Genomic DNA, 13811 nt, shown 5'->3' on the forward strand with positions numbered 1-13811 from the left:
TTATTTCGAGTTATTCTCTATCCTCATTACGCTCTTGTTGTTTTTGCTTTGCCATGCGTTTTTGATACGCACGATCCTTCGCGCTCACATGATTTGCATCAGTTGGAAGATTTTCTTTTGAACGTCCAATTCCATTGCTCATCTTTCCCACTCCTTTTTACGTTTTTCAGGATACATGTTTATTTTCAGCTAGAGTTACAATCCTTATACAAAAAAATAAGAGCAGCCCTTGGCCACTCTTACTCGCTCACATATTTTTGAAACATATCATGGATGCCTTTATTTACTAGGTTCGAGATCTGCTCGTCAGATTTATTCGGATAACGATCACGCAATCTGATAGATGCCTTCACCATTAAATTTTCTAATACAGAACGGCCACCTTCTCCATAAATAATTTCAGCATATTTAACAAGCCTTCCATCCTCTACTGTTGCTGGATTATGATTGAAGAAAAATTTACTCATTGTCTCCACCTCTCTCTTTTGATAACGTTTACATTTATATAGATTATTTATGTTATTTATTTCACAATATTGTATGCATGTATATTTAATTAGTTTCATTATAAAGCAACATATCGATAGTAAATATGTGATTTTCCGTCCATTTTGTGAACAAATTAAAAATGAAAGCGTTTCCTTTATTATATACTAAAAAAACTTACTACGCTAGGGGCAATTTTTTTCAATCTACTCCCCCTCGAAAATTGATATATTTTTTCTTTTCCCATTAAACCTTATACAATTTTCAGAAATTATATTATAAAATATATGTATGACTTAAGGAGGCTTTGTATGAATCAAAATAAAAAAGCTATATTAGATCTTGTCTTTTATCTCGTAATCCCATTCCTCATTTGGAAATTTGCAAAACCTTATATCGATCCTTATTACGCGATGTTACTTTCCTCTGTTCCGGGGATTATTTATACACTGTATACCTTTAAAAAAGAAAAACAGTTTAACGTGACAGGGTTCTTTATTTTAATTACACTCATTTCTAATACAACGGTAGATTTATTATCTGGGTCAGCTGAACGAATGTTGTGGAATGATGCATATTATCACATCGTACTCGGTATTATCGTCATATGTACAATTTTTATAAAGAAACCACTTATGTTATATTTCGCAGCAGATATTGCCGCACTGCAAGGCCATGACCGTGATAAAAGTCGTGAGCTTTATCGTGATAGTCGTATTTATCCAGCACTACAATATTTAACGCTATTTTTCGGTCTACAATTCATATTAAAAAGCTTCTTAAAAATTTATTTCATCTCTGTTTTCGGTGTAGATGGCTATGGTGAAATGAGAGCGATTATGACCGCTGTTGGATGGGGCATTTCCATTTGTATCGGAATTGGATTTGTTTGGGTAAATAATAAAATACATGCCGTTACGGAAGAACAAGAATCCGTGCAGTAAATAAAAATCCCCTAGTGTAATACGACACTAGGGGATTTTGGGTTTGCTAAACATATGACTAAAATTTAACTTGATTTTTTTCTTTTACTTTTTACATTTCGGTAAAACAAAGCAGCACTCAGCGGCATAACACCAAACCACTTATTCATAAATGGCTCTTTTTCAGCACGGCGTTGTTCTTTCTTTTGTTTTCGATCTTCTTTTGGAGCATCCATATACGACACAAACTGCTGCGTCACAAAGCGAACATAATCATTAGTAGACATATTATCATCACCTCTACTTGATTAGTATGTCCACTTTTTTATACATTAATCTTTTCCTTTAATTCATTCATAATTTGCTTTACAGACTTATTTGTCGTATCGATATGAATATGAGCCTCTTCATAATAAGCTCGGCGTGATTCAAATTTCTTTACGAATGCATCTATATCTTTCTTTTGAAATAGTGGACGTGTCGTATCTTCACGAAGCCTTTCTGCAATTACATGCGGATCACAATATAAATACACGACAGTTCCGTTCTCTTTCATCCACTTGCGATTTTCCGCTCGTTCAATAATTCCCCCACCAGTTGTAATAATAACATTATGGACTGGTAGCGCACGTAACATTTCGCTTTCATATTCCCGAAAAGCCATTTCGCCTTCTTCGGCAAAAATTTTTCGAATTGCCTTCTCTTGCTTCTCTTCGATTTTTTGATCAGTATCTACAACATCCATTTGAAGTTCTTTACTTAACGCTTTTCCAATTGTTGTTTTCCCTGCTCCCATGTAGCCGGTTATGTATATAGATTTCATTTCTTGTCCTCTCAATCGTCATTTATTAATTGTTATTATAACGAAAGATGCTACTTTGTTTAATAAAAAAACGTTTTGTTCTTATACTATGAAGAACAAAACGTAACACTCGCTTTTACTTATAAGTGCCTCTTCTCACCCACTGCGTTGCAATCCATTTCTCACCTTTCGTTACAGGTGCCCCTCCGTGTAACGTAAGCTCATTTATTGATTGATCTTGATAAAAATACTCAAAGTATACTGCCATTCCCTTTCTAGGGTGTACAGAAAGATTTAATTTCGGGAAGTACGTTTCTCCGCCTTCTTCTACATCATTTAAATACATTACAAGCGTACTAATACGATTGTTAGCAGCTGATCTACTATGTTCCGCAAAATAATCATAGTGTGCTTTATATTGTTGATCCACTTCATAATTTAAAATGTGCAATCCTTCACCATGCGACGCAGGAACATTCATGATAGATGAAATTCGTTTTTCAATCTTTGAAGTAAGTTCATTGTCTTCCAAAAATGCACCGCTACTTGTTCGAATATCATTTACATCACGTGCTGAACCAACTTTAGAACGTTTCATTTTATTTTTAGACATTTCAATTAATTCATCACACTCTTCATCACTTAGTACATTTGCTAATACGACAATAAGAGGTTCTTCGAATTTTGAAATAATGTGTATTTCTCTATCTTCTGTCATAATCGTATTTCCTTTATGATCAAAAATAGTTTGTTCCTTATTTTCACCTATTTGATTGTTGTTTGTCATTTCCCTATTCTCCCTAAAAATAATGATTGGATAGCATGAATATATCATATTCTTTCTACCTTTCTCTTTTTTGAGAAAATTTAAACTTTTAATCATTATATTTATCCATTTCTTCTAAAAAATCAATTCAATTTACAATAGGAAATCCTGGTTTATCTATATATATATTTTACATATTATCCTTCTATCCAATCGACTATTTTCCCATCCTTTTTTCTATACCGAAAACTCACCGTATAGAAAGCTTCCTGTTTGAGTGTACACTGCAAAGCAACGAGAATTAAATCATTTTCAAAGACATAATTTCCACTCGCTTCTCCCTTTTCATACTGAAAGAAAAATGTACCTTCTTTTTCTTTTTGCTGTAAGTCTTTTTTTATATCTGTAATAGATCGGTTAAGTAATTCATCCAATAAAAATTTTTGTTCTATTCCTATATAAAAATTTTTATCTGTAAACAACATATTTGTTTCGTATATAAAAAAAGAAGTTAATAAAATAAGAAAGATAATCGTTCCAGGCATTGTAAATCCCTTTTGCTTTCTCATACGTTTATTCCTATTTCGCTATATCGCATAACTACACCTTCATATATTTTCCCACTAGTATCTTTCACATTTATAATGAGTACATGAGGTGTTAGTTTGTAAGAAACCGTTCCAATATTTTGTAAAACAACTTCCCTCCCGCGCCTATTTACCTTTCTTATAAGACGACTATTCTCTTTTTCATACGATACTTCACTCCCATTACGCGATCGGAATTGTAAAATACTTTCTCCATTTTCAAATGCTAGCTGTTCTCCAGATGATACTTCACGAAACTCCAATTGCATTTGCCCTAAATACACATCCCACTCCCAATCATTTAACCCTTTCGACTGTTTATTTTCCATTTCAATGAAATGTAGGCGGGGAAAGAGCAAAAAAAATATTGATAATAGAAACAGACATACAATCATTTCTATTAATGAAAAACCAAATTCTAATTTATTTTTTCTCCTACATAAAAGCATTGTTCCATCATTCTGTCTTTCACATCTTTCCACATGGTACAAACTTCATTGCCTCCCCAATATGTGTAATACACAATTCCATTTATATTCTTTTCTATTATTCGCTTTTCTTCATTTCCATACATATATATAGCTGCTTCTTTTTTTAATAATCCAGTTGCCTTATAACGAATTTGTATATTTTTTCTTTCTTGCATAACTAATACTGTTTGCGGTAGTAGTAACGATACAGCCATCATTAAAACACTTAACGATACAATCATTTCAGCCATTATGGATCCTTTTTGACATTTCACGATACGTAAATCTCCCTCTTCCAAGCTGAAATACAATTTCATATTTATAATTTCTATACGAAATTATAATCGTACCACCTCTATTAATATTTCCACTTGGGTTATATGTCATCGGATTTGGAAACGTATGCAAATCAATTTGTATATCTTCTTCATACTCTCGCTTGACGATATAATACTTTGTACCTGACTCTTTTATAGCATACATATTTCTATCTTTATGCCAACGTAATGTGTAGTGCTTTTGATGGTTTATCGCTAATTGCTGCATATACAAAATATCATTTGAAAACTGTCTCAAAAATTGTTCAACTTTTTGTCGCTCGTATAAGGAATGAACACTAAAATACGTAACTATACTTAATACAGAAATAACAAATAAAACGAGTAACATTTCTAAAAAAGTAAACCCTTGTTGTTTCACAATGCCCTAATTGATACTGTGCCATCATCTGATATATGAATAGATTCGCCATTCGGACACTTATCAGTTGTAATATACTTTTCATCTGCCAGTTCTTTTAACGATGGAATTTTATTATGTTGTAATTGATATACTTGTATTTGTGCTTCTATAGATTTCACGTAAGCTGCACACCCTTTTCCTTGGACCGATGAACGCTGTGTAACTACATTTGGAATAATTAATAGTAATAATATAGTTATGACAACCATTACTAATAGCATCTCTAACAGAGTAAATCCTTCCTCATTCTGCATACAAATGCCCCCTAAATAGAATTCATCATTTGAAACATCGGCATAATCATCGCTAAATACATAAGGACAACGATTCCTCCAATACATGTAAATAAAATAGGCTGAATGATAACTAACATATGTTTAATTTTTCGTTCCATCTTTTCCATAATAAGATCGCTATAGTCACCTAATTCAATCCCTAAATTGCCATTTGCTTGTCCATGCGTAATAACATAAGAAAGTTCTTTCTCGTAATACCCACTTTTAGCAATGATAGATTGTAACTGTTCTCCTCCAATTAATTGTCTTTCAATCCGATTCGCTTCATATTGAAAGAACGGATGATATCTTTGCTCCATCATTATTGTTAAAGCTTCGCATACTGATAGTCCACCATTTAATAAACCACTCAACTGAGTAGCAAAATAATGTGAATGCTTTAAAATAAGAAATGTTTTGATGAGAGGAATACGAAGCATGATTTTTACCTGTCTAATATGTGGAAGTTTCCTAAAATACAACATGTATAAACTACATCCAATAATAACAGTTAAAATAGCGGTTAAAATAATGTATGGTAGCAGTTTTATTGCACTTAAAATGTGTTCTGTAAGTAGTGGTGTATTAGAACCGAACGAACTATAAACCATTTCAACCTGAGGTAATAAAATGAGGTTAAAAATAAAAAGCATGATTAGTAGAAAAAACATCAAGAACATAGGATACTGCATTATTTTCATCATGTCTCTCCTATACTTATCTTTCTTATAAAGAAGTACACTTCCTTGTTGCAAAGCAAAAGAAATATCACCATGTTGCTCGGCATAAAATAGATAACTTAACATGTCCTGATGAAACTTTAACTGATGAAAAGAATCGTGTAGACTTTTCCCATCTTTTAATCCCTCAATCATGCGCTGCAATTGTACTTTCTTTTCTACAGGTAATTGAAACTGTAAAAATTCTAATGCTTGTAAAAGAGAGTAGCCTTTTTCTAATAATTCTCCTAAACGTTTCAACAATACTACTTGATCACTTAAACTCCAAGTTTTCTTAAACATAAACATCTTCTTCTAAAAAACCTAAAGCATATCCTTTTCGTATTGATGATTCTAAAGTCTCATGTTTGTAAGTAACACATTCTCCATCTGCTTCTTTAAGTGCTTGTTTTAACTCATATCCATATAGCAGCTCATAAATGCTTGCTTGCCTTACTTGCCTCATTGATTTACATAAAGTTGAGCACTTTCCTCTGCAAAACGGACACTTCAATTCGACAAGTCGCTGTGCAGCTACAGCCAATAAAGACTGTTCAATCTCTTGCCTCGTTATACCATAATCCATGAAACGAATGATTGCTCCTTTCGCATCATTCGTATGCAGCGTTGTCATTACTAAATGTCCTGTCAAACTTGCTCTTATAGCTATTTTTGCTGTTTCCTCATCCCGGATTTCACCGACTAAAATAATATCTGGATCATGACGTAAAATAGCCTTTAATCCTGTTTCATATGTGAGACCCGCTTTTTCATTTATTTGAATTTGTAATACATCGTCACTTCTTTTTTCAACCGGATCTTCAAGTGTAATGATGCGACGTGTTTTCTTTTTTCTAATTACTTCTAATAATGCATACATTGTCGTCGTCTTCCCAGATCCAGTCGGTCCAGTAAACACGAGTAGCCCCTGTGAATAGCGTAAAAACGAGAGTAGTTTTGCTGCCGTACTTGGAAATAACGAAAGATGTGATAAGGGCTGAACAGATGCTTGTAAATGAAGGCGAATAACGAGACTTTCTTGATATACTGTTGGAAGTGTTGAAAGGCGTAAATACACTTCTTGTCCATCAATTTGCAAATACAGCGAACCATTCTGTGGCTTCCGTTTCTCTCCTATGTCCATAGATGCTAAAAATTTGAAATGTGAGACAAGTTTTTCTCCAAACTCCTTTTCAATACACTGGCTCGTCATTAAATCTTTTCCTATACGTAGTTGCACCGCTACATCCTTCTGCCGGGGCACAATATGTAAATCTGACGCTTGTACCCTACACGCTTCTTTTAAAATTGTATTCGCGAAAATTTCAATCCCATTCATCACTTTTCCCTCCTCACTATGTATATAGCATGAAAACATTCGCAATAAAAATTTGGACTTTTGTATTTTCAATAGAGGAAAAAGGAAAAATATGTTTGTGAAATTATGAACAATTTCCGAATTATTGTCTGAAATTACCTATACTCATGTTTATCTGTATTATAATGTTATTATCTTGGATAAAGTGATAAAGGTGGAGATCCTCATGGAACAAGCTTTAAAAATTACAGGTGTATTATCTGACCCAACTCGTTATTACATTTATAAATATATTTCGCAAAAACATAGTTACGTAACGGTACAAGAAATTGCAGATGAGTTTGACATTCATCCAAACGTAGCGCGTTTACATTTATCTAAATTAGAAGATGTTCATATGCTAAAATCGGAAACGAAGAAAACTGGAAAAGGCGGACGACCGAGCAGATTGTATGTCTTATCTGAAGATGTTATCCAATTACAATTTCCATTCCGTGATTATCAATTGTTAGCAAGAATCGCATTTAATTCTTTACTTAGCCTTGGCGCTGCTGGTGAGAAAGCGCTATACGAAACAGGAAAACAATTCGGAGCTGAATTAATGCAACAACATATGCAACGTTTAAATGTGAGTGAAGATGCTTTAACAGTGGAACAAAAAGTTCAAATTGCAAAAGAAGCTTTCTCAACAGCTGGCTTATCACCTGCATTTGAATTAAGTGCAGATGGAACAAAAATTTTCTATGATGTACACAATTGTCCATTTAAAGAAGTTGCTGTTCATCATCCAACTGAAATTTGTAACATGCACGGAGATATGATGAAAGGAATTTTTGAAATCCTATTCCCTAACATGGAATTAACTCGAAATGATAGTCTATTAGATGGATGTAAATCTTGTAATTATAAACTAACAATTTAATTTCTCATATAAAAAGAAGCCAATAATAATTGGCTTCTTTTTATATGAATGAATATTTACAATAGTAAGAAAAATAAACTATAATGAGGTGAGGTTTACTTTTTTTAGAAAAGGAGGGAGATGGCATGGAGCGCATGTTTCGCGTTCTCGGCTTTTGGACTGGAATTTTCTCGGTTATGTTTTACGTAGGGGATATGCAACAGACCGCACTACTATTTTTAGGACAAACAGGTTTCTTCGTACTTTTAAGCTATTTAAAATTAACAGAGCGTATGTATATATACGTATTTGGGGCATATTTAACTGTTTTCTTCATAGGATTTACATACTACACGACGTTTTTACTTGTCCCTGGGGCTGGACATTAAAAGATGGCATTTTGCCATCTTTTTTTAATTCCGGAATTTCCTAGTTGACTTATAGGTTTTATTACCTTATATTCTATATAACAGATTGGAATTAGGGGGAATCAACATGAATACACTGCTTGTCGGAATTAACGTTGCAGTCATGCTCATTTTAGTTGGCGTATTATATTATATGCAACGTAAGCATGTATCTTTTAATAAACGTGTATTTACTGCTTTAGGAGTCGGAATTATATTCGGTCTTATATTACAATTTATTTATGAACCAACTTCTAAAATAATTATTGAATCAAATACTTGGTTTGGCTTAATCGGTAACGGTTATGTGAAATTACTTCAAATGATCGTTATGCCACTTATTTTAGTATCTATTATTTCAGCCTTTACAAAATTACAGTTAACGAAAAACCTTGGTAAAATCAGTGGTCTTATTATCGGAATTTTAATTCTTACTACAGGAATCGCTGCAGCTGTCGGTATCGCTGCAAGTGCAGGATTTGATGTATCTGCAGCAGGCTTGCAACAAGGTGATGCAGAATCTGCTCGTCTGAAACTAGTTGAAGAAAGATTTACTTCTATTGAAAAGACAACAATTCCAGATAAATTATTAGAGCTATTGCCTACAAATCCGTTTCTTGATTTAACAGGCGCTCGTCCAACATCAACAATTTCTGTCGTAATATTTGCAGCCTTTATCGGCATTGCCTTTATAGGTGTAAAACGAAAATATCCAGAACAAGCAGAACTATTTAAGAAAATGCTTGATGCTGTATATGCAATCGTAATGCGTATGGTAACATTAATTTTACGCCTTACTCCATACGGCGTATTAGCTCTTATGGCAAAAACAGTTGCTGGTAGCGATATAAATGCTATTTTAAAACTTGGTAACTTCGTGTTAGCCTCTTACGTAGCACTTATCGTAATGTTTATCATTCACTTATTATTAATTGCATTGTCTGGTTTAAATCCAATTCAATATTTGAAAAAAGTGTTCCCTGTACTAACTTTTGCATTCACATCTCGCTCTAGTGCTGGTGCGATGCCATTAAATATTGAAGCTCAAAAAGAAAAGCTTGGTATTTCCGAAGGAATTGCAAACTTCGCAGCTTCATTTGGGGTATCTATCGGACAAAACGGTTGCGCAGGTATTTATCCAGCAATGCTTGCAATGATGGTCGCTCCAACTGTAGGAATTGATCCATTACAACCACAATTTATTTTAACTTTAATCGCTGTTATCGCTATTAGCTCATTCGGTGTTGCCGGAGTTGGTGGCGGCGCAACATTCGCAGCTTTAATCGTACTATCTACAATGAACTTACCAATCGGTATTGTTGCTCTAGTTATCTCGGTTGAGCCATTAATCGATATGGGGCGTACAGCTCTTAACGTAAGTGGTTCTATGACAGCAGGTCTTATTTCAAGTAAATGGCTTGGTGAATTAGATCAAGATACGTACAATCAAGATGATACAAAAACTGGTGAAATTGCTTCATAATGAAAAAAAGACGCTAACATACAATTGTTAGCGTCTTTTTTATTCCGTTCCCTCTTTATAGATTTTATCTTGAGAATTCTTACTCCAAGTATTCTTCTAGTTGCTCTTTTAACTCCTCCTCAATCTCATAACAAGATTCATCAACAAGTTCCCCTACTTTCTTACTCCCAAAAATGTTTGATTGAATTGACATCCCTAAAAAGATTCTTTCGCATTTCCAAATTGGAATATAGTGAAATTCAATCATCTCTTTTTCTTCATCTAATATAGCTATGGCAACTGATGAATAATAACCCACCTCAAAGGGATTCTCTTTTTCTCTTGCAAATCCCATATCTAATTCCATGTGTTTTTCTATGTATAAATGCGCATACTCTTTATGCAGTTTAAGTGATATTCGCTCTATTTCCTTCTCCATACATTGAATGTTCTCTTTTAACTCCAACGTAAACTCCTGTTCTTTATATTTCATTTTCGCCTCCTGAAACATAGAAAAAGAGAATATGATAACATATCCTCTTTCCTCAAATATATTTCATTATCTCACAGCCCGTCCTTTTCACAAATAACCATTTTGTTCGCACCATTTATGAAATTGTCCTACGTCTACTCCAACTAACACGATATCCTTTAGCTCTACATCAATGATTTGTTCTCCAATTACAATAGCAAACTGCGATGCTAATTTTGTCTCGTTTTTCTTTACAATTCCAATTCGGTTCCGATGCGGTCCATCTTTTATATATGCTTTTTGTCCTACAATATCAAAGTTCAAAATTCTCACCTCTTTTACTGCGCTCAAATTGGAAATACGATCTCCACCTCGGAAAATTTCCTTTCATTGCACTATTTCTCTATATATATGACGAAACAATAAAAGAGTCCTTCCTTCTTTACAATTATTTTTTCTTTGTTTCATTTTTGTGATTGAAACGTAAAGTTTATAATAAAATACACTTGGAAGCGCTTTCTATGTAATTTTTTATGTTATAATATATAAGTAGAACTTCGTAAAGAGGGTTAAAAAATGAATACAAAAATGATTAAAAAAGTAATTGAAGCATTAAAAGTATATGGCTTTCAGGATGTATCATTCTGTGACAAAACGAAGCAATTTTTATTTCATAACGAAACCGATATTATGAGCGGCTATGCAGAAATAACATATAGTAGTCAATTTGAAAAATTCAACGTACAAATTCATCCAATTGAAACGCATCACCAAGCAGAGTTACAAGAGATTGAAAGACATATACAAGCTTGTATAAGAAAAGTGGAATATTTAAACGCACTTCTTACCGGGCAGACAAAACTAGATGATAAAATTATTATTATGTAAAAAAAGAACGTGATCCAATCACGTTCTTTTTTCATTATACGTTCATCTTTTCCTTTAGTTGTAATCCTGTAACAGATTCTAATACATCCATCGATTCTCCAAATGTCATATCAAAAATTGTCTTGTCCTCTATGTATGGAAACTGTCTGAAACGCTTTTCTAACACCTTCACAGCATCTGATGTAAAGTTTGCACTATCAATGCCAAATTCTGTTTCAAGAAGAACGATCCAATCTAGCACATGAAAACCTAATCCATTGACGAATGAAATAAGTTTTTCTTCTGGGTTTGAAGATAAGAATACTTGGCGTTCTATCTCACTAAAAAGTTCTTCTCCTAAGATTTCAGCTAACTCATCATCATGTTCACGTTCAACAAGTTCTTCGTAGCCGTAATCATCCACAAGCTCTTCTACTTCTTCACTATCCTGACAAAGCAATTGACTAAGAAGTGCCTCTTTCTTAAATTCACTATTTTGTACGACTTCTAAAAAGCTCGTTTCCCATCCATTTTCTAATTTCATATTATGTACTCCTTTATATACGTTTCTTATCATCACTGTACCCAAAAGATCACTTTTATAACCTTTTAGGTAGTTACTATTATTTCACATGATTCATAACAAAAGATGCAAACTCAGCTACATCTCCTTCAAAAATATTTATTTCTGGCAAGTGATAGAACGTTGTTTGGAGCGGGTTTCCTGCATGATATACATATATCGTTTTCTCTAGTGCAATCGCCATTCCAAACTCTGTATGGCTCCCGTTTCCACCATCTAATATAAGTAAAAATACATCCGCTTCTTTTACAGCATTTCGTTCTGCCTGACCAATTTCTCTTAATTGTTCTTCATTCGCTGCTCTTTCATTTTTGGTCCAATCATATGTATGGTGCCATCCTGCATGTTTCAGTTCATTTGCTACGGAATGTACAAGATGTTTATTTTGGAAACCTGAGGCGATATAAAAATTCATTTATATACACTCCTTCATTGTGTATGGGGAAACTCCTTTTTAGCGTTATTTGTTATAGCTATAATAAAGAACAACTTCAAAAAAAATCCCCATCTTTAAAACTTATTTGCGTTTAAATGATGGGATGCTTCATGGTCTTCTTTTATTTTTTGTTTTTTATAACTTTCATCAGCTAACATTTCTAGTTCAGCTGTTATCTCTGACTTTTCAAGCTCTCTTTCTTGCGAAAATTTCCTTGAAATATAAACAATAACACTACCAACGTACAACACAAAGCATATAATAAGTGCAGTATTTTCATAGAGACTTAGCTCCAACACAGTCACTCCTAATCCATTCGTATTTTCACGCCTCATTAATTGGAATTTCCCTATTAACCCATTTGTTATCCCGCTATTTGAGGGCAGTAAGACTCCCTCCTCAAAATTCAGTAACAGTAAAGAAGTTAGATGTGGGATGAACCCAACTGATTAAAGTTTCACTTTATTGTAACATAAAAATATCAATTCTTGGAATCTTTCACCCTACTAAAAGAGGCATGATTGTTTCATCATGCCTCTGAAATATTTTGAATGATTGTTTTAATTGCTTCTTTTCCATTATATTTTTTTAGTGCTGTTTTATACTTCTCATTATTTTGATTCAATTCTTCGACATACTTTATAAGAGATTTTACAGTTACATCTTCTTCATATAACACGGAGGCATACCCTTGCCTTTCAAAGGACTCTGCATTTAATATTTGATCTCCACGGCTTGCAAATTTCGATAATGGAATTAAAACCATCGGCTTTTGTAATGTTAAAAATTCAAAAATTGCGTTGGAGCCCGCGCGTGAAATAACAAAATCTGTTACCGCTAATATATCTGGCAGTTCTCCATGTACATATTCAAATTGTCTATATCCTTCTTTATTTTGTAAACTTTCGTCAAGGTTACCTTTTCCGCAAAGGTGAACAATTTGATATTTTTTAAGAAGTTCTGGTAATGCTTCTCGAGCCGTATCATTAATTTTTTTCGCGCCCAAGCTGCCTCCCATAATCGTAATAACTGGCTTTTTACGTGAAAAACCTAAAAACGCTAAACCTTTTTCACGATTTCCCTTCAGCACTTCTTCACGTACAGGAGATCCCGTATATATTACTTTTTCTTTCGGTAAATGTTTCGCTGCTTCTTCAAATGTAACAAATATTTTCGAAGCAAAACGAAGCGCAATTTTATTTGCTAGTCCTGGTGTCATATCAGATTCATGTAATAAAACTGGTACTCTATTTAGCCATCCTCCAATTACGACTGGTACAGATACGAAACCGCCTTTTGAAAAAATCACATCTGGTTTTAGTCTTCGAATCCTTACATACGCATCCATAACACCCTTCATTACAAGAAAAGGATCTTTTATATTTTTCAAATCAAAATAACGACGTAGCTTTCCACTCGAAATACTATAGTAGGGAATGCCTTCCTTTTCTATAATCGTTTTCTCAATACCTTGATGAGAACCAATATAAGAGATATCCCAGTTGTCTTCCTGTAAATATGGGATAATGGCTAAATTAGGTGTTACATGTCCTGCCGAACCGCCACCTGTAAAGACTATTTTCTTCATACGTCTCC

Annotated in this window: 24 protein-coding genes; 6 read left to right on the plus strand and 18 right to left on the minus strand. The window is 33.7% G+C overall.

The window, feature by feature from the left end; all coding sequences use genetic code 11:
* Positions 1-10: 10 nt before the first annotated feature.
* A complete protein-coding gene (locus tag D1166_RS31755) occupies positions 11-142 on the minus strand; it encodes a hypothetical protein (protein ID WP_000064668.1) in 132 nt (43 codons plus the stop codon).
* 97 nt (positions 143-239) lie between these two features.
* Positions 240-467, minus strand: coding sequence for a hypothetical protein (locus D1166_RS10765; RefSeq protein WP_000032702.1), 228 nt, complete (start codon positions 465-467; stop codon positions 240-242).
* 73 nt (positions 468-540) lie between these two features.
* Between D1166_RS10765 and D1166_RS10770 the strand changes: the two genes are divergently transcribed.
* Both D1166_RS10770 and D1166_RS10775 read left to right on the plus strand, forming a co-directional pair.
* Positions 541-657, plus strand: coding sequence for a hypothetical protein (locus D1166_RS10770; protein WP_001987222.1), 117 nt, complete (start codon positions 541-543; stop codon positions 655-657).
* Positions 658-797: 140 nt separating this feature from the next.
* Entirely contained in the window at positions 798-1430 is a 633-nt protein-coding gene (locus D1166_RS10775) for a VC0807 family protein (RefSeq protein WP_001073111.1), read from the plus strand.
* Positions 1431-1495: 65 nt separating this feature from the next.
* On the opposite strand, the gene D1166_RS10780 is transcribed toward D1166_RS10775, so the two are convergent.
* The 10 genes from D1166_RS10780 to comGA all read right to left on the minus strand — a co-directional run bounded on the left by D1166_RS10780 (position 1496) and on the right by comGA (position 7108).
* Positions 1496-1696 (minus strand): YqzE family protein, encoded by a 201-nt coding sequence (locus tag D1166_RS10780; protein ID WP_000106083.1) that lies wholly within the window; start codon positions 1694-1696, stop codon positions 1496-1498.
* Positions 1697-1734: 38 nt separating this feature from the next.
* Positions 1735-2232, minus strand: coding sequence for a shikimate kinase (locus D1166_RS10785; RefSeq protein WP_000836650.1), 498 nt, complete (start codon positions 2230-2232; stop codon positions 1735-1737).
* Positions 2233-2347: 115 nt separating this feature from the next.
* Positions 2348-2998, minus strand: coding sequence for a 2OG-Fe(II) oxygenase (locus D1166_RS10790; RefSeq protein WP_118043307.1), 651 nt, complete (start codon positions 2996-2998; stop codon positions 2348-2350).
* 176 nt (positions 2999-3174) lie between these two features.
* Positions 3175-3546, minus strand: a complete 372-nt coding sequence (gene comGG, locus D1166_RS10795; RefSeq protein ID WP_001231273.1) for a competence type IV pilus minor pilin ComGG — start codon at positions 3544-3546, stop codon at positions 3175-3177.
* On the minus strand, positions 3543-4013 hold the full coding sequence (gene comGF / locus D1166_RS10800) for a competence type IV pilus minor pilin ComGF (RefSeq protein WP_000923099.1): 471 nt from the start codon (positions 4011-4013) through the stop codon (positions 3543-3545). The genes comGG and comGF overlap by 4 nt, the downstream gene beginning before the upstream one ends.
* Entirely contained in the window at positions 3983-4285 is a 303-nt protein-coding gene (locus tag D1166_RS10805) for a hypothetical protein (protein WP_000829473.1), read from the minus strand. The genes comGF and D1166_RS10805 overlap by 31 nt, the downstream gene beginning before the upstream one ends.
* The gene (gene comGD / locus D1166_RS10810; RefSeq protein WP_000813142.1) at positions 4278-4733 is read right to left on the minus strand and encodes a competence type IV pilus minor pilin ComGD; all 456 of its coding nucleotides are present in this window, start codon (positions 4731-4733) and stop codon (positions 4278-4280) included. The genes D1166_RS10805 and comGD overlap by 8 nt, the downstream gene beginning before the upstream one ends.
* Positions 4730-5029, minus strand: coding sequence for a competence type IV pilus major pilin ComGC (gene comGC / locus D1166_RS10815; RefSeq protein ID WP_001178686.1), 300 nt, complete (start codon positions 5027-5029; stop codon positions 4730-4732). The genes comGD and comGC overlap by 4 nt, the downstream gene beginning before the upstream one ends.
* 11 nt (positions 5030-5040) lie before the next feature.
* Positions 5041-6072, minus strand: a complete 1032-nt coding sequence (gene comGB / locus D1166_RS10820; protein WP_000475192.1) for a competence type IV pilus assembly protein ComGB — start codon at positions 6070-6072, stop codon at positions 5041-5043.
* Positions 6065-7108 (minus strand): competence type IV pilus ATPase ComGA, encoded by a 1044-nt coding sequence (gene comGA, locus D1166_RS10825; RefSeq protein WP_001013186.1) that lies wholly within the window; start codon positions 7106-7108, stop codon positions 6065-6067. The genes comGB and comGA overlap by 8 nt, the downstream gene beginning before the upstream one ends.
* A gap of 205 nt (positions 7109-7313) precedes the next feature.
* Between comGA and D1166_RS10830 the strand changes: the two genes are divergently transcribed.
* From D1166_RS10830 to D1166_RS10840, 3 genes are all read left to right on the plus strand, one after another.
* A complete protein-coding gene (locus D1166_RS10830) occupies positions 7314-8009 on the plus strand; it encodes a helix-turn-helix transcriptional regulator (protein WP_000434125.1) in 696 nt (231 codons plus the stop codon).
* A gap of 125 nt (positions 8010-8134) precedes the next feature.
* Positions 8135-8377 carry a DUF2626 domain-containing protein gene (locus tag D1166_RS10835; RefSeq protein ID WP_000440721.1) on the plus strand — a complete coding sequence of 81 codons (243 nt, stop codon included), beginning with the start codon at positions 8135-8137 and terminating at the stop codon, positions 8375-8377.
* Between the two features lie 106 nt (positions 8378-8483).
* Positions 8484-9878 carry an L-cystine transporter gene (locus D1166_RS10840; RefSeq protein WP_001094330.1) on the plus strand — a complete coding sequence of 465 codons (1395 nt, stop codon included), beginning with the start codon at positions 8484-8486 and terminating at the stop codon, positions 9876-9878.
* Positions 9879-9957: 79 nt separating this feature from the next.
* Here D1166_RS10840 and D1166_RS10845 read toward each other — a convergent pair whose 3' ends face one another.
* Together D1166_RS10845 and D1166_RS10850 are read right to left on the minus strand one after the other, a co-directional pair.
* Positions 9958-10350 carry a hypothetical protein gene (locus tag D1166_RS10845; protein ID WP_000875390.1) on the minus strand — a complete coding sequence of 131 codons (393 nt, stop codon included), beginning with the start codon at positions 10348-10350 and terminating at the stop codon, positions 9958-9960.
* 87 nt (positions 10351-10437) lie between these two features.
* Positions 10438-10653, minus strand: coding sequence for a DUF3912 family protein (locus tag D1166_RS10850; RefSeq protein ID WP_001008326.1), 216 nt, complete (start codon positions 10651-10653; stop codon positions 10438-10440).
* A 252-nt stretch (positions 10654-10905) separates the two neighbouring features.
* Here D1166_RS10850 and D1166_RS10855 point away from each other — a divergent pair, with 252 nt between their 5' ends.
* On the plus strand, positions 10906-11217 hold the full coding sequence (locus tag D1166_RS10855; protein WP_001093237.1) for a hypothetical protein: 312 nt from the start codon (positions 10906-10908) through the stop codon (positions 11215-11217).
* 34 nt (positions 11218-11251) lie between these two features.
* On the opposite strand, the gene D1166_RS10860 is transcribed toward D1166_RS10855, so the two are convergent.
* The 4 genes from D1166_RS10860 to murG form a co-directional block, all read right to left on the minus strand.
* Positions 11252-11740 carry a hypothetical protein gene (locus tag D1166_RS10860; RefSeq protein WP_000764261.1) on the minus strand — a complete coding sequence of 163 codons (489 nt, stop codon included), beginning with the start codon at positions 11738-11740 and terminating at the stop codon, positions 11252-11254.
* A gap of 79 nt (positions 11741-11819) precedes the next feature.
* Positions 11820-12194, minus strand: coding sequence for a nucleoside 2-deoxyribosyltransferase (locus D1166_RS10865; RefSeq protein ID WP_001012333.1), 375 nt, complete (start codon positions 12192-12194; stop codon positions 11820-11822).
* A 95-nt stretch (positions 12195-12289) separates the two neighbouring features.
* Positions 12290-12550 carry a DUF3966 domain-containing protein gene (locus D1166_RS10870; protein ID WP_001250699.1) on the minus strand — a complete coding sequence of 87 codons (261 nt, stop codon included), beginning with the start codon at positions 12548-12550 and terminating at the stop codon, positions 12290-12292.
* Positions 12551-12744: 194 nt separating this feature from the next.
* Positions 12745-13803 carry an undecaprenyldiphospho-muramoylpentapeptide beta-N-acetylglucosaminyltransferase gene (gene murG, locus D1166_RS10875; RefSeq protein WP_000724782.1) on the minus strand — a complete coding sequence of 353 codons (1059 nt, stop codon included), beginning with the start codon at positions 13801-13803 and terminating at the stop codon, positions 12745-12747.
* Between the last annotated feature and the right edge of the window lie 8 nt (positions 13804-13811).

Origin of the sequence: Bacillus sp. ISO11 (assembly GCF_003458115.1) — a bacterium.
Classification (GTDB): domain Bacteria; phylum Bacillota; class Bacilli; order Bacillales; family Bacillaceae_G; genus Bacillus_A; species Bacillus_A cereus.

Bases quoted from the DNA above. Each gene is read 5' to 3' on its own strand.
- D1166_RS31755 (WP_000064668.1), bottom strand. From the start codon at position 142: ATGAGCAATGGAATTGGACGTTCAAAAGAAAATCTTCCAACTGATGCA.
- D1166_RS10765 (WP_000032702.1), bottom strand. From the start codon at position 467: ATGAGTAAATTTTTCTTCAATCATAATCCAGCAACAGTAGAGGATGGA.
- D1166_RS10770 (WP_001987222.1), top strand. From the start codon at position 541: ATGCATGTATATTTAATTAGTTTCATTATAAAGCAACATATCGATAGT.
- D1166_RS10775 (WP_001073111.1), top strand. From the start codon at position 798: ATGAATCAAAATAAAAAAGCTATATTAGATCTTGTCTTTTATCTCGTA.
- D1166_RS10780 (WP_000106083.1), bottom strand. From the start codon at position 1,696: ATGTCTACTAATGATTATGTTCGCTTTGTGACGCAGCAGTTTGTGTCG.
- D1166_RS10785 (WP_000836650.1), bottom strand. From the start codon at position 2,232: ATGAAATCTATATACATAACCGGCTACATGGGAGCAGGGAAAACAACA.
- D1166_RS10790 (WP_118043307.1), bottom strand. From the start codon at position 2,998: ATGACAAACAACAATCAAATAGGTGAAAATAAGGAACAAACTATTTTT.
- comGG (WP_001231273.1), bottom strand. From the start codon at position 3,546: ATGAGAAAGCAAAAGGGATTTACAATGCCTGGAACGATTATCTTTCTT.
- comGF (WP_000923099.1), bottom strand. From the start codon at position 4,013: ATGCTTTTATGTAGGAGAAAAAATAAATTAGAATTTGGTTTTTCATTA.
- D1166_RS10805 (WP_000829473.1), bottom strand. From the start codon at position 4,285: ATGGCTGAAATGATTGTATCGTTAAGTGTTTTAATGATGGCTGTATCG.
- comGC (WP_001178686.1), bottom strand. From the start codon at position 5,029: ATGCAGAATGAGGAAGGATTTACTCTGTTAGAGATGCTATTAGTAATG.
- comGB (WP_000475192.1), bottom strand. From the start codon at position 6,072: ATGTTTAAGAAAACTTGGAGTTTAAGTGATCAAGTAGTATTGTTGAAA.
- comGA (WP_001013186.1), bottom strand. From the start codon at position 7,108: ATGAATGGGATTGAAATTTTCGCGAATACAATTTTAAAAGAAGCGTGT.
- D1166_RS10830 (WP_000434125.1), top strand. From the start codon at position 7,314: ATGGAACAAGCTTTAAAAATTACAGGTGTATTATCTGACCCAACTCGT.
- D1166_RS10835 (WP_000440721.1), top strand. From the start codon at position 8,135: ATGGAGCGCATGTTTCGCGTTCTCGGCTTTTGGACTGGAATTTTCTCG.
- D1166_RS10840 (WP_001094330.1), top strand. From the start codon at position 8,484: ATGAATACACTGCTTGTCGGAATTAACGTTGCAGTCATGCTCATTTTA.
- D1166_RS10845 (WP_000875390.1), bottom strand. From the start codon at position 10,350: ATGAAATATAAAGAACAGGAGTTTACGTTGGAGTTAAAAGAGAACATT.
- D1166_RS10855 (WP_001093237.1), top strand. From the start codon at position 10,906: ATGAATACAAAAATGATTAAAAAAGTAATTGAAGCATTAAAAGTATAT.
- D1166_RS10860 (WP_000764261.1), bottom strand. From the start codon at position 11,740: ATGAAATTAGAAAATGGATGGGAAACGAGCTTTTTAGAAGTCGTACAA.
- D1166_RS10865 (WP_001012333.1), bottom strand. From the start codon at position 12,194: ATGAATTTTTATATCGCCTCAGGTTTCCAAAATAAACATCTTGTACAT.
- D1166_RS10870 (WP_001250699.1), bottom strand. From the start codon at position 12,550: ATGAGGCGTGAAAATACGAATGGATTAGGAGTGACTGTGTTGGAGCTA.
- murG (WP_000724782.1), bottom strand. From the start codon at position 13,803: ATGAAGAAAATAGTCTTTACAGGTGGCGGTTCGGCAGGACATGTAACA.